13 protein-coding genes are annotated in these 12,413 nt (G+C 35.9%); 10 read left to right on the forward strand and 3 right to left on the reverse strand.

Features of this window, described 5'->3' with window-relative positions:
* Nucleotides 1-4: 4 nt before the first annotated feature.
* The 5 genes from BAZ10_RS06860 to BAZ10_RS06875 all read left to right on the forward strand — a co-directional run bounded on the left by BAZ10_RS06860 (nucleotide 5) and on the right by BAZ10_RS06875 (nucleotide 3,610).
* Entirely contained in the window at nucleotides 5-997 is a 993-nt protein-coding gene (locus BAZ10_RS06860) for an MsnO8 family LLM class oxidoreductase (protein WP_078771439.1), read from the forward strand.
* Between the two features lie 93 nt (nucleotides 998-1,090).
* Entirely contained in the window at nucleotides 1,091-1,633 is a 543-nt protein-coding gene (locus tag BAZ10_RS06865) for a helix-turn-helix domain-containing protein (RefSeq protein ID WP_078771440.1), read from the forward strand.
* Between the two features lie 87 nt (nucleotides 1,634-1,720).
* Nucleotides 1,721-2,635 carry a hypothetical protein gene (locus BAZ10_RS06870; RefSeq protein WP_078771832.1) on the forward strand — a complete coding sequence of 305 codons (915 nt, stop codon included), beginning with the start codon at nucleotides 1,721-1,723 and terminating at the stop codon, nucleotides 2,633-2,635.
* A 156-nt stretch (nucleotides 2,636-2,791) separates the two neighbouring features.
* Nucleotides 2,792-2,929: a hypothetical protein gene (locus BAZ10_RS19040; RefSeq protein ID WP_165689645.1), complete on the forward strand. Its 138-nt coding sequence runs from the start codon at nucleotides 2,792-2,794 to the stop codon at nucleotides 2,927-2,929.
* Nucleotides 2,930-3,001: 72 nt separating this feature from the next.
* Nucleotides 3,002-3,610, forward strand: coding sequence for a DUF5715 family protein (locus tag BAZ10_RS06875; RefSeq protein ID WP_078771441.1), 609 nt, complete (start codon nucleotides 3,002-3,004; stop codon nucleotides 3,608-3,610).
* A 42-nt stretch (nucleotides 3,611-3,652) separates the two neighbouring features.
* Here the strand turns inward: BAZ10_RS06875 and BAZ10_RS06880 are convergent, their stop codons facing one another.
* Nucleotides 3,653-4,930, reverse strand: a complete 1,278-nt coding sequence (locus tag BAZ10_RS06880) for an esterase-like activity of phytase family protein (RefSeq protein ID WP_185116397.1) — start codon at nucleotides 4,928-4,930, stop codon at nucleotides 3,653-3,655.
* Nucleotides 4,931-5,096: 166 nt separating this feature from the next.
* Here BAZ10_RS06880 and BAZ10_RS06885 point away from each other — a divergent pair, with 166 nt between their 5' ends.
* The 5 genes from BAZ10_RS06885 (at nucleotide 5,097) to sucC (ending at nucleotide 10,702) form a co-directional block, all read left to right on the forward strand.
* On the forward strand, nucleotides 5,097-7,031 hold the full coding sequence (locus BAZ10_RS06885; RefSeq protein WP_078771834.1) for an ABC-F family ATP-binding cassette domain-containing protein: 1,935 nt from the start codon (nucleotides 5,097-5,099) through the stop codon (nucleotides 7,029-7,031).
* A gap of 103 nt (nucleotides 7,032-7,134) precedes the next feature.
* Nucleotides 7,135-8,463: a hydroxymethylglutaryl-CoA reductase gene (locus BAZ10_RS06890; RefSeq protein ID WP_078771442.1), complete on the forward strand. Its 1,329-nt coding sequence runs from the start codon at nucleotides 7,135-7,137 to the stop codon at nucleotides 8,461-8,463.
* Nucleotides 8,464-8,474: 11 nt separating this feature from the next.
* The gene (locus BAZ10_RS06895; protein ID WP_078771443.1) at nucleotides 8,475-8,864 is read left to right on the forward strand and encodes a DUF423 domain-containing protein; all 390 of its coding nucleotides are present in this window, start codon (nucleotides 8,475-8,477) and stop codon (nucleotides 8,862-8,864) included.
* 9 nt (nucleotides 8,865-8,873) lie between these two features.
* Nucleotides 8,874-9,431, forward strand: coding sequence for a hypothetical protein (locus tag BAZ10_RS06900; protein WP_078771444.1), 558 nt, complete (start codon nucleotides 8,874-8,876; stop codon nucleotides 9,429-9,431).
* A 77-nt stretch (nucleotides 9,432-9,508) separates the two neighbouring features.
* Entirely contained in the window at nucleotides 9,509-10,702 is a 1,194-nt protein-coding gene (gene sucC / locus BAZ10_RS06905) for an ADP-forming succinate--CoA ligase subunit beta (protein ID WP_009085002.1), read from the forward strand.
* 54 nt (nucleotides 10,703-10,756) lie between these two features.
* Here sucC and BAZ10_RS06910 read toward each other — a convergent pair whose 3' ends face one another.
* Nucleotides 10,757-11,611, reverse strand: coding sequence for a mechanosensitive ion channel family protein (locus tag BAZ10_RS06910; RefSeq protein ID WP_078771445.1), 855 nt, complete (start codon nucleotides 11,609-11,611; stop codon nucleotides 10,757-10,759).
* A 71-nt stretch (nucleotides 11,612-11,682) separates the two neighbouring features.
* Nucleotides 11,683-12,267, reverse strand: coding sequence for a porin family protein (locus BAZ10_RS06915; protein WP_078771446.1), 585 nt, complete (start codon nucleotides 12,265-12,267; stop codon nucleotides 11,683-11,685).
* Between the last annotated feature and the right edge of the window lie 146 nt (nucleotides 12,268-12,413).

Genomic DNA, 12,413 nt, shown 5'->3' on the forward strand with positions numbered 1-12,413 from the left:
TGATATGAAATTGAAATTAAGCATTTTAGATCAGTCACCTGTGATTAAAGGAGGTACAGCTGCATTTGCACTTCGGAATAGCTTAGAGCTTGCCAGAATGGCAGATGAGTCCGGATACCACAGTATATTATATTCCGAGCATCACGGAGTCGCAGCTTACGGAAGTCCCAGCCCGGAGTTGCTAACGGCCATAGTCCTTGCAGAAACAAAAAAGATAAAAGCCGGGACAGGAGGTATTATGCTGCGGAATTATTCTGCATTTAAAATTGCCGAATGGTCCAAAATGCTTGCAACAATGTTTCCCGATAGATTTATATTAGGGTTGGGGAAAGCTCCGGGAGGTCTGAAAGATGCTGTTTTAGCATTAAATAACAACAAACCACCCGTTCTTAACGATCTGAATAAAAAACTTGAAGAGATAATAGCTTATATTACTGGACAAAACTCTGTGTATGAAGATTTAATTGCTCAGCCGGAAAAACCTTTAATCTTCCCGGAAATACTGTGGTTGGGTTCAGGAGTTGGTTCAGCAAAGGAAGCTGCAGCTAAAGGAGTAGGATATTCAATGGCTGGTTTTATTTCCGATAATTCCGGAGAAGATGCTTATAATTTGTATCATGAAGAATTTAATAATGATGGATATACAGATAAACCGGTTTTTCAGGTCGCATTATCAGTTTCAGTAGCCGCAGATACAGAGCAAGCACGGAAAAATGCCTACGGAATGGTATACCAGTTTGTACAATCCAGAAAATTATTAGCCCCGGATAAGCTTATGCCTTATGCTGAAGTAGAAGCCTTGATTGCAGGAAGTGTTGATGAGAGTTTGTTTTACTCCTTGCTGGACAAAGTTGTTATAGGTACTCCCCATACAATATCATCTCAATTAGAAAAGAAAGCAATTCAGTATAAAACCAACGATCTTATGTTGTTATGCAATATGTTTAAGGAAGAAGATCGATTATTTACTTACAAAAGCATCATAGAAAATGCTTAAAAGAAACATAATTTAGAAATGAGCCTTTGACAGTTTTTATTATTTTGTTTACTTTACATTATACAAAGTTTATAAAATCCAGTTTAACAGAAAATGAAAACAATAGTTCAAAAATTGAGAGAAGAGCAAAACCTGACTCAAACTGAACTTGCAGAGAAATCCGGGATTTCATTAAGAACTGTTCAGCGGATTGAAGCCGGGAATATTCCGAAAGGTTACACTCTAAAAGCACTCGCTTCGGCCTTGAAAGCTACTCCTGAGGATTTAATTCTCAAAAATGAAGAAACAATTAATGTTGACAGAGCTAAACTAATCAACCTTTCCGCTTTATTAGGATTAGTTATTCCACTTGGCGGAATTATCTTTCCCTTGATACTAACCTATAAAACAAAAGATATAAAGAATAGAGAATTGGGAAAATGTATTGTAAGTACCCAGATTATTCTGGCATTTATCGTTTCAGTTTCTATGATAACAAGTCCGTTTATTCAGAAAGCATTATCTGTGAAATTTCCACTTTTTATTATTCCTCTGGTTATATTAATCTGCCTGAAATTATTTGTAGTTATCCACAATGGTATCTGTCTTAATAAAAACGGCAATATTTTTATTAAGTTGAAAACCAGCTTCTTGTAGTGTTTGACGTAAAACTGGCGTAAGATTGTCATATTGTTTTTGTGGAAAAACAGATTCATAAATCCGAATCTTGTACAAAAATCTGAAATGAAAATCTTTAAAAAAATTGTACTAGCCTTTTTAGGTGTTTTAGTTCTAGCCATAATATCAGGCTATATTTATTTTGACCGAAAATTCACTCCGGAAGATAACTATTTAACCATAGAGAAAGAAAGCGGAAAGATTCCTATAACCTGGCTGGAAGAGAATAAAAATGTTCTGCTATTGCCAATTCATTTTTATGGTGATTCCACAGTATATTATTTACAGTTTGATACAGGATCACCCTATACTTTGTTTTATACCGGAGCTATAAAGAATATAAAAGGAATTGTAACTTCAAATGAGCGGAGTAAAGCAACATTTTATCTGGGGAATACAAAAGTTACTTCGGATAAGTTCAGAATTATAGATACCGGAGAAGATTCTCATAAGAATGATTCTTTAAAAATTATCGGTACACTGGGAGCAGATATTCTTGAAGACAGAAAAACTGTTATCAGCTTCAAAGAAAATTATATTGTTTTTAATCTAACAGACACTCCTATTGGTTTTGGGAAAAATCTGGCAGATTTTACTTTTAAGAAAAGGCATATCATTATTCCGGCAATGCTAAAAGGTAATAAAGAAAAATTTCTTTACGACTCAGGGACCAGTGCTTACGAGTTACTAACATCAAAAGAAATATGGGAAAGCCTAAAGTCAAAAGATTCAAAAGTTAATAAAGAAAAAGCCAATTCCTGGCAGAATGTTTTAATCACTTATACCGCAAAGACAGATAATCTTATAAAAATAGGAAGCAAAGATATACCACTAAACAATGTTACTTATGTAGAAGGTTTTTCACAGGCTCAGTATTCTATGATGAAATTTTCCGGAATGACAGGAATGTTGGGTAATAAAGTCTTTCTGAATAAAAGCCTGTATATTGACTGCCTTAATCATAAGCTAGGCATTGAATAAATTACATTATTTCTGTTGCATATTTAACTTTATATAGCTTTCTGAAAACTGTAAACGGATTTTATTATTATTGTTAATCCGAATCTTATTTAGCAATATTCTCTTTTGTTTTGTTTATGAATTTCGTATCTTTATTAGGTATTAAATAATTAAGCTATGAAAGAGTCTGACAGAAATATACCAAACGGACTTGTGCTTGGTGTTATTGGAGTACTTGTTGTGATGATCATTGTTTATCTCGTTATAGCTTTATTTTTTCCGGATGTTTTAACTTCTATGAGCGAAGCAAAATAATAAGGGAAAATAAATAAGTGATCGATACAACAAATACGGCCTTTACAACGTTATTAATGATGAAAATTAATAATGAGGAAATTATTTTTTGTTTTTTTAGGGGTACTGATCTGGACAGGAGGCAAGTCTCAGTCCGCTCGTTGTTATGATCTTAGTACGGTTCTTAAAGTAGAGCCAACCCCTATTTATAAACAACATCTAGATGCTTCGGCAAAGTTTAATATTAACATTCTGGAGAACACCAAGAGTATAAATAAGTACACTAAAAAAGGAAAGCTTGTTTCTATAGGAAGTCTTGGGAAAGGTTACCGGATTCAGAAACTGGATTATAGCCGGGCTTATTTGGTTCCAAAGGCCAAAACGACACTTCGGGGCATCGCTAAAAAGTTTAATGCAAATACAAAAGGGAGTACGCTTACAATTACCTCTCTTACCAGAACTCTGGAAGATCAGTGCCGCTTGCGGAGAGTAAACCCTAATGCATCTTTAGGAATCAGTTCTCATAATTATGGTAATTCTTTTGATATTTCTTATGTCCGCTTCAATGACAGACATAAGTCTAACCCCAGGCTGGACGCAGCGCTGGAAAAGGTACTGAATGTTTACAGGGATGAAGGAAAACTCTACTATATTAAAGAAAGGCAACAGAGCTGTTATCATGTAACAGTACGTAACTATTAAATGAAAGAGCCTTCACATCATCTGAAGGCTCTTTCGTGAAATTTATTTTAAAGGTTTCTTTAGCTTAATGAAATAGATTGTATTTCTGTCAATAGTGTTGGATGAAGGAAGTATCTTCTGTTCATATTTTCCACTGCCGGTTACACCGAAGTCATCATCATTGCTAATGGCTATTGTATTTTTGTCGATAACAAAAATACCTTCAGCTTTGTCATGTGGATATATGGTATTCAAATCAGTCATCAGGTCAAGAACAAGAGTTTTCTTTACCGGGACTATATTATTCTGCTGTAAACCACTTAAATTCATAAGCTGCTCCAAAGATTTTCCATTATACAGTTTCCCGTTTTCACCATTATTAGGATCAGATACATCCGTAGCACCATCTAGCTCAATCTTGTATACCTTCTTAAAAACAGAACCTTTGTTTGCTGAAGTAGCATACTCTCCGTCACGTTCCAGTACAAGGAAGCTATTGTTGTCTATAGCGGCTATCTCGCTAACTGCCTGTAGATCTTTGTTTTCTATAAGATAAACAAACTGTTGCGTTTTGCCCGAAGCAATATCAAAAGTAATGATGCGAATAATTAAAGAACCTTTCATATCAGTTGAAGATGGATTGTACAGTGGAAACTGCATGATGCCTACCAGTGTTTTACCATCCGGGGTAATACACAGGCCTTCCATACCGCGATTAGGACGTCTTTTAGCAAAAACCTTTGGGATTTTTCTCGATGTATTAAATGGATTAATCTTTTCAATAGTGTTTCCGTTTTTATCAAAATGAATAATATGCGGACCATATTCATCACTTACCCAAAATGTACCGTCCGGAGCTATAGCAAGTCCTTCTGAATCCAAGCCGTCGATGTCATTGCTCAGAACATTGCCTTTGGTATCATAAGCGATTTCTCCTGTTCCACCAGAACCTATAGGATTAGGCAGCCCTGTAAGATTTTTTCCGGCTGCATTTTTCAGCAAAATAGTACCAATTTGTACTAATTTCCCGTCTTTTAACTGAAATTTCCCGATTTGTGGTGTAAAGTCGGGGTTGGAAAATACTTTTGAATCTTTAACAGGACCATCAATATTAGGACCTCTGTCTGTCAGCATATAGAAAATGGATTTGTCCTGCGGATCCTGTACAAGTGAAGATCCGTAGCCGCCATTGTAAACCTTAACACCATTGATGTCGTTGATGATTTTTGGTTCGGAAGCCTCTGTCATATCGGGATAGCTAACAGATTTAAAAGGGTTGTCGTCGTTGTTGCAAGCGCACAAAGCTGCTAATACGACCATGGATAAAAGTTTTTTTCTCATTATAGTAGTTGATTAAGTTGCGGCAAAAATATTTTTTTAGTGTTTACAGTATTTTAATAGAATATTATCTTTTAATGAACAAAAAGAAAATCAGGGCTTTGGATAAAAAATAGATTTCCTATTTTTGCAGATTCTTAGAGAGAATCGTTTAATACAGAAAATTATTATGCTTTCAGTACAAAGTTTAGGACTGCATCATGCCGGAAATTATCTTTTCCAGAATGTGAATTTTACCATTAAGAAGAATGATAAAATTGGTTTGGTTGGTAAAAATGGTGCGGGGAAATCGACATTACTAAAAATGCTTTCCGGCGAAATTAACTTCTATGAAGGAGATGTTGTTCCGGATGGGAGTATTACTATTGGTTTTCTGAAACAGGATTTGGACTTTGTAAAAGGAAGAACAGTATGGAATGAAACTATGCAGGCTTTTGAAAGCATCAATGCCATGAAGACCGAACTGGAAGAAGTAAATGTTGGATTGGCAACGCGTACAGATTATGAAAGTGATGATTATGCGAAGCTTATTGACAGAATGACGGAACTAAACGATCTTCTTGTTCATCATGATGCATACAATCTGGATGCTGAAATGGAGAAAGTATTATTAGGTCTTGGTTTCAGAGCAAGTGACTTCGAAAAGATTACAGATGAGTTTTCAGGAGGATGGAGAATGCGTATTGAGCTAGCAAAACTTCTTCTGCAGAAAAATGATATTATGCTTCTCGATGAACCTACCAACCACTTGGATATGGAATCTATTATCTGGTTGGAAAACTTCCTGAAAGATTATCCGGGGGCTATTGTATTGGTTTCCCACGACAAGCAGTTCATGACATCAGTTTGTAACCGTACTTTTGATATCAATAACAAAAAAGTTGACGACTATAAAGCTAATTATACCAAGTACCTTGAACTAAGAAAAGACAGAAAAGAAAAGCTGATTCAGGCAAAGAAAAATCAAGACGCAGAAATCAAGCATACTGAAGATCTGATCAATAAATTCCGGGCGAGTGCTTCTAAAGCTGCTTTTGCACAATCCCTTATTAAAAAGCTGGATAAGCTGGAAAGAATTGAAGTAGAAAATGATGATGTTTCCAAATTCAATATTCGTTTCGTACAGTCTGTTGTTCCCGGGAAAGTAATTTTTGAAGCTAAAAAGCTAGGAAAGGCTTATGGTAAAAAACAGGTCTTCAATAATGTAGATTTCTTCATAGAAAGAGGAGCGAAGATTGCTTTATTAGGACAGAACGGACAGGGAAAAACAACACTGGCGAAAATTTTAGCTGGTGAAATCCGTGATTATTCCGGAGAATGGAACCTGGGACATAATGTGAATATCGGTTATTTTGCTCAGAATCAGGAAGAAGTTTTGTCACCTAATAAAACTGTTTTGGAAGAAGCCGAAGATGCCGCTACAGAAGAAACACGTCCAAGGGTTAGAGACCTGTTAGGATCTTTCCTTTTCCAGGGAGAAGATGTCCAAAAGAAAACGAAAGTGCTTTCAGGAGGAGAGAGAAACCGTCTGGCTCTTTGTAAACTATTGTTACGTCCGTTCAATACATTGATAATGGATGAACCTACCAACCACTTGGATATTCAGTCCAAGGAAATTATTAAAATAGCACTACAGAAGTTTGAAGGAACTTTGATTCTGATTTCTCACGACCGTGAATTCTTACAGGGATTATCCGATAAGATTTTCGAGTTCAGAGATGGGAATATGAAAGAGTATCTTGGAAATATTGACGAATATTTGGAGTACAGACAAAAAGAAAGTATTCGTGAAGTTTCAATTGAGAAATCTAAATTGGCAGAAGCGAAACAAGAAACTCCTGCTCCAAAGGTGAAAGAGGAACCAAAACCTGTTGAATCTAAAAAGGAATTCGTAAGCAAAGAGAAGAAAAATATTCAGAATAAGATTTCTAAAACCGAGCAGAAAATCAATGAACTTGAAAGTCAGATAGAAGCTATGGAACAGGGGTTCTCTAAAGAAAATCCTACAGAGGAACAATTAGAAAAATACCAAAAACTGAAAGAAGATCTTGATCTTGCATTACAGGAATGGGAATTTTTAGCCGCTCAGTTGGAAGCCGAATAAATGTGTATATTACTACAATTCATGATAAAAAGCAGATGCACCGCATCTGCTTTCTTTGTTTTTAATGTTGTATCTTTGGGAGGATATTTTATAAGATAAAATAATGAAACATCAGCCTATAGAAGGCTTTTCAAAGCTTAGCAAACAAAAGAAAATCGATTGGTTAGTTAGTACTTATCTGGAAGGCAACCAACAATACACAGATATATTACAGCAATACTGGAATGAGAATGCAGACCTTCAGAAACTTCATGAAGAGTTCTCAGAGAATACCATTTCCAACTTTTATATGCCCTATGGTATAGCACCTAATTTCCTGATTGATGGAGAATTAAAAGCAATTCCAATGGCTGTGGAAGAAAGTTCTGTAGTGGCGGCAGCCTCCAAGTCCGCAAAATTCTGGTTGGATAAAGGAGGTTTCAAAACGACAGTGATCAACGAAAAGAAACTGGGACATACCCACTTTACATTTAGTGGAGAAAGTGTAAAACTTCAGTCATTCTTTAACCATGTATTAAAGCAAAAATTATTTGACGATACCCAGGATATTACAAAGAATATGCGTTTACGTGGTGGCGGAATTCTGGATATTGAATTGGTGGACAAGACTGCACAAATGCAGGATTATTATCAAATAAAAGCTTCTTTCAATACCAAAGATAGTATGGGAGCTAATTTTATCAACTCGTGCCTGGAGCAGTTTGGTAAAACCCTGAAAAAAGAAGTTGAAATATCTGATAAATTTACACAGGAAGAGAAAGATTCCCTTCGTGTTATTATGAATATCCTGTCCAATTTTACACCAGACTGTGTTGTCAGAGCTGAGGTTTCTTGTAAAATTGAAGATCTTATCGATGATAGTGGAATTGCTCCGGAAGAATTTGCCTGGAAATTTAAGCAGGCTGTAAATATTGCAGAGATCGAACCTTATCGTGCTACAACCCATAATAAAGGAATTATGAATGGGGTAGATGCGGTTGTTATTGCTACCGGAAACGACTTCCGTGCAACAGAAGCTTGTGCACATACTTATGCTTCCAAAGACGGAAGATATACAAGTTTAACGCATTGTTCAACCGATAATGGTGTTTTCAGATTCTGGCTAGATCTTCCTATCTCTGTTGGAGTTGTTGGTGGGTTAACAAATCTGCACCCATTAGTGAAATTCTCATTAGCTCTTTTAGGAAAACCTTCTGCGCCAGAACTTATGAGCATTATTGCAGTTTCTGGTTTAGCCCAGAATTTTGCAGCACTTCGTTCATTGGTAACTACTGGTATACAAAAAGGGCATATGAAAATGCATTTGTTCAATATCCTGAATCAGTTCGGTGCAACAGAAGCAGAGAAACAACATTTTGTAAATTACTTCAAAGATAAAACAGTGAGTCACCATGAGGTGATTGCTGAACTGGAGAAATTGAGAAAGAAATAAATTCAATAAGAATGAAAACAATAACTTTATTTTTCGGTGCTTTTTATGGAATGCTTTCAGTAATACTGGGCGCTTTCGGGGCACATGCATTTAAGAAGATTCTTTCAGTAGAAAGACTTGAAAGTTTCGAGGTGGGAGTAAAGTACCAAATGTATGCGGCGTTATATCTCTTGATTATAGGGTTTTTCCTGAAATTTGATACCGGGATTGAAAAAAGCGCAGGTTGGTTTATGATTGCCGGAACATTCTTGTTCTCGGTAAGTATATATTTCCTTTCTTTTCAGGACGTCTGGAATACCAATCTGAAGTTTTTAGGACCAATTACACCTCTTGGCGGTTTATTTATGATCTTAAGCTGGTTGATGCTGATGATTATTATCTTTAAATCAAAATTTAACTAAACATAGAAAATGAAAAAATTACTTTTTACAGCGGCTTTAGTATTATCAGTTGGGGCTTTTGCTCAGAAAAATATTACTAAAACTGTTGGGGTACCTTTTGAAATTAGCTATCCCGATAGCTTTAAACAAGTAGAAGGAGAGCAGGAAAATGTTGTTTTCCAAATCTTTGATCAGCCAAATGATTTCACATTATATATTATTCAGGATCCGATAGAAGACTGGAGAGAGACTCCTTTGTTTGCATCGGCTGAAGATGTAATCAAACATTACAACTCTACAGCAATTGAATCTTTAGAAAGAAATTCTGCTTTAAAGATTGGTGATATTAAAACTGAAGCTAAAAACGGAATGCAGTATGCTTACCAGAATTTTGAAGGGGATTATAAGTATACCGATTACGATGATAATGGTAAGGAACAGACTAAGTTTTCCAAGTATGCTTATGTTACTGTAGGTATTAAAACAGCTAAGTCTACCTATTCTGTATATTCCTTCTGCCCGGTAAAAGATAAGGCGAAATTTGAAAAAATATTCAAAACTGTAGTAGCCTCAATTAAAGAAAAATAAACATTTCACCCTTCTTTAGTTTCGGGTCTATTTTGTACATTTGTAAATCTAAAAAATAAAAATATAATCAAAACAATATGAATCTTCACGAATATCAATCAAAAGAGATTTTAGCGAAGTACGGTGTAGCTATACAACGTGGTTTTGTAGCTAATAATGTGGATGAAGCAGTTGCTGCTGCGGAAAAACTTACTGCTGAAACCGGAGCACAAGGCTGGGTTGTAAAAGCACAAATTCACGCCGGTGGTCGTGGTAAAGGTGGTGGTGTTAAGTTCTCTCCAAACATGGATAAACTTAAAGAAAATGCAGGTAATATTATCGGTATGCAACTTATTACACCACAGACATCTGCTGAGGGTAAAAAAGTTAATTCTGTATTGGTAGCTGAAGATGTTTATTATCCGGGAGAAACAGAAACTAAAGAATTTTATGTTTCTATTCTTTTAGACAGAGCATTAGGTAAAAATACCGTAGTATATTCTACAGAAGGTGGTATGGACATCGAGCACGTAGCTGAAGTTACGCCTCATCTTATCCACAAAGAAGTTATTGATGCTGCTTACGGACTACAAGGTTTCCAGGCTAGAAAAATTGCTTTCAACCTAGGATTAGAAGGAAACGCTTTCAAAGAATTCGTTAAATTCATCGGTAGCCTTTACAATGCTTATGTAGGTATTGATGCTTCTCTTTTCGAGATCAACCCTGTATTAAAAACTTCTGATAACAAAATTATCGCTGTAGATGCTAAAGTAACTTTAGATGACAACGCATTATACCGTCACAAAGACTTGGCAGAACTAAGAGATACAAGAGAAGAAGATCCTATGGATGTTGAGGCTGGTGAAGCTGGTCTTAACTTCGTGAAGTTAGATGGTAACGTTGCTTGTATGGTAAACGGAGCTGGTTTGGCAATGGCGACTATGGATATCATTAAGCTTTCAGGAGGTAATCCTGCTAACTTCCTTGACGTTGGTGGTACTGCTGATGCTCAGAGAGTACAGACTGCTTTCGGAATTATCCTTAGAGATCCAAATGTAAAAGCTATCTTAATCAACATCTTCGGTGGTATCGTAAGATGTGACAGAGTAGCACAAGGTGTTGTAGACGCTTACAAAGCTATGGGTAGCCTACCTGTTCCATTAATCGTAAGATTACAAGGAACTAACGCTGTTGAAGCTAAGCAATTAATCGATGATTCAGGTCTTCCTGTACATTCAGCTATTACATTAGAAGAAGCTGCAAATAAAGTAAAAGAAGTTTTAGCTTCTTAATTAAATTTGCAATCACATAAAAAACAGCCACTTTATTTAAAGTGGCTGTTTTATTTATGACTCTTTTTCTATACTTATACTCATTGGGGAACTTAGCTCGATATTTTCCTGATCCAGCTTTTCTTTTATTTTTACAAGAGCATCGCTTTTGGTATCAGCCACATTAGCTCCGATAGCAATCCAGAATTTTACCTGAATATTAAAGGTTCCTTGTTTTAGTGAAGTGAAAATGACATCTGCACTTTCCAACCGGTCTGCTTTATCCATATTTTTAATAACTTCCAAAATGCTGTCTTTTGCTTTCTGTATGTCCTGGCTGGCCGGAAGATCAAAATCAAAAATAATTTTTCGCTGTGGAGAAGCAGTGATGTTATAGAATGGGGCATTGAATATTGTCTGATTAGGAATATAAACCTTTTTACCTTCATCATTGATCAATTTTGTAGTAAGGAAACCTATCTCGGTTACAGTACCCGAATGAGCGCCTAATGTAATATAATCTCCTACTTTAAAAGATTTATCTATACCTACCAGCATTCCTGAAAAAATACTGGATACAAGATCTTTTAATGCAACCCCGGCAATAACCCCGGCAACTCCTAAACTTCCGATGAATTTCCATAAGAAACCACTAAAGTTCATTATTTCCAGGGAGATAAAGGTCCCCATCAGAATAATCAGAAAGCGAAAAACACCTACTAAGGCAACGGCAGTTCCCTGTTTGCTGCTATCCGGAAAAAAGTTATTAACAAGTTTCACTGTTGCTTTACTTAGATAGCGGCTTCCTTTCAGGAATAATATAAAAACCAGTATCCCAATAATTAGTCTTGGAGATAATTCAGCAAATTTTACATACCAGCTCTTTAATACAGCCAATACAATGTCAATGTATTTCAATCCTTCGTTCATAGTTGTAAATTTATGCAAAAATAAAAATGCCAGCCGGATTAGGGCTGGCATTTTGTATTAAAATGTAAATTTTATTGAGCTCCTCTTGTGATCTGTTTTACTTTAGATGTTGGAAGGTAAATCTGGAAACCTACATTGAAGCCAATGTTAGAAGTTGTACCTCTATTTCCGAATCCGAAATCACCGTTGTATTTTACAAGGCCTTCTACGGCAACATTAGGTGTGATGAAGTAAGCATAACCTGGACCAACCCCTAGGTTAATACCTGTAGTAGAACCTCCTCCTTTAGTCTCACTTGTACCGCCGAAACCAGCATTACCTTCTACGAAGAATCTTCCGTGCTTCAATAAGCTGTCTACCTGGTCGTTATTGAAGTAGTATCTAGCCATTGGACCTACATTGTAAGTGTATTTTGTAGCAGCATCTTTTGCTCCTGCAAATCCAAAGGTTACCTGGCCTCCAAGTGCAAAGTTATCATCGATAAAATATGCAGCTTTTGGTTGCAGTGTGAAGTTGTAACCACCACCAGTGTTTAATCCAAAGCTGGAAGTGATAATGTTACCACCTACCATCCAGTTTCCTTTCTGTAGCTGAGCTTTTGTTACTGAAAATAGACCTGTTGCTAAAATAGCTGTACTTAAAATTAACTTTTTCATTTTTGTATGATTTTTTGTTATAGAAATAAATTTTGAATTTTTTTGATTTGGTCATATACCTACTTTACAGGTTAAATATCTGCAGCAAGTATATTTATAACTTTTTAACGAAAATTATAAATACAATTATTGTTCCATTGCGTTAT

It is taken from the genome of Elizabethkingia occulta, from assembly GCF_002023715.1.
Lineage (GTDB): Bacteria > Bacteroidota > Bacteroidia > Flavobacteriales > Weeksellaceae > Elizabethkingia > Elizabethkingia occulta.

What these genes read in the sequence shown, in the direction of transcription:
- BAZ10_RS06860 (WP_078771439.1), top strand. Translation starts at nt 5, where the DNA reads ATGAAATTGAAATTAAGCATTTTAGATCAGTCACCTGTGATTAAAGGA.
- BAZ10_RS06865 (WP_078771440.1), top strand. Translation starts at nt 1,091, where the DNA reads ATGAAAACAATAGTTCAAAAATTGAGAGAAGAGCAAAACCTGACTCAA.
- BAZ10_RS06870 (WP_078771832.1), top strand. Translation starts at nt 1,721, where the DNA reads ATGAAAATCTTTAAAAAAATTGTACTAGCCTTTTTAGGTGTTTTAGTT.
- BAZ10_RS19040 (WP_165689645.1), top strand. Translation starts at nt 2,792, where the DNA reads ATGAAAGAGTCTGACAGAAATATACCAAACGGACTTGTGCTTGGTGTT.
- BAZ10_RS06875 (WP_078771441.1), top strand. Translation starts at nt 3,002, where the DNA reads ATGAGGAAATTATTTTTTGTTTTTTTAGGGGTACTGATCTGGACAGGA.
- BAZ10_RS06880 (WP_185116397.1), bottom strand. Translation starts at nt 4,930, where the DNA reads ATGAGAAAAAAACTTTTATCCATGGTCGTATTAGCAGCTTTGTGCGCT.
- BAZ10_RS06885 (WP_078771834.1), top strand. Translation starts at nt 5,097, where the DNA reads ATGCTTTCAGTACAAAGTTTAGGACTGCATCATGCCGGAAATTATCTT.
- BAZ10_RS06890 (WP_078771442.1), top strand. Translation starts at nt 7,135, where the DNA reads ATGAAACATCAGCCTATAGAAGGCTTTTCAAAGCTTAGCAAACAAAAG.
- BAZ10_RS06895 (WP_078771443.1), top strand. Translation starts at nt 8,475, where the DNA reads ATGAAAACAATAACTTTATTTTTCGGTGCTTTTTATGGAATGCTTTCA.
- BAZ10_RS06900 (WP_078771444.1), top strand. Translation starts at nt 8,874, where the DNA reads ATGAAAAAATTACTTTTTACAGCGGCTTTAGTATTATCAGTTGGGGCT.
- sucC (WP_009085002.1), top strand. Translation starts at nt 9,509, where the DNA reads ATGAATCTTCACGAATATCAATCAAAAGAGATTTTAGCGAAGTACGGT.
- BAZ10_RS06910 (WP_078771445.1), bottom strand. Translation starts at nt 11,611, where the DNA reads ATGAACGAAGGATTGAAATACATTGACATTGTATTGGCTGTATTAAAG.
- BAZ10_RS06915 (WP_078771446.1), bottom strand. Translation starts at nt 12,267, where the DNA reads ATGAAAAAGTTAATTTTAAGTACAGCTATTTTAGCAACAGGTCTATTT.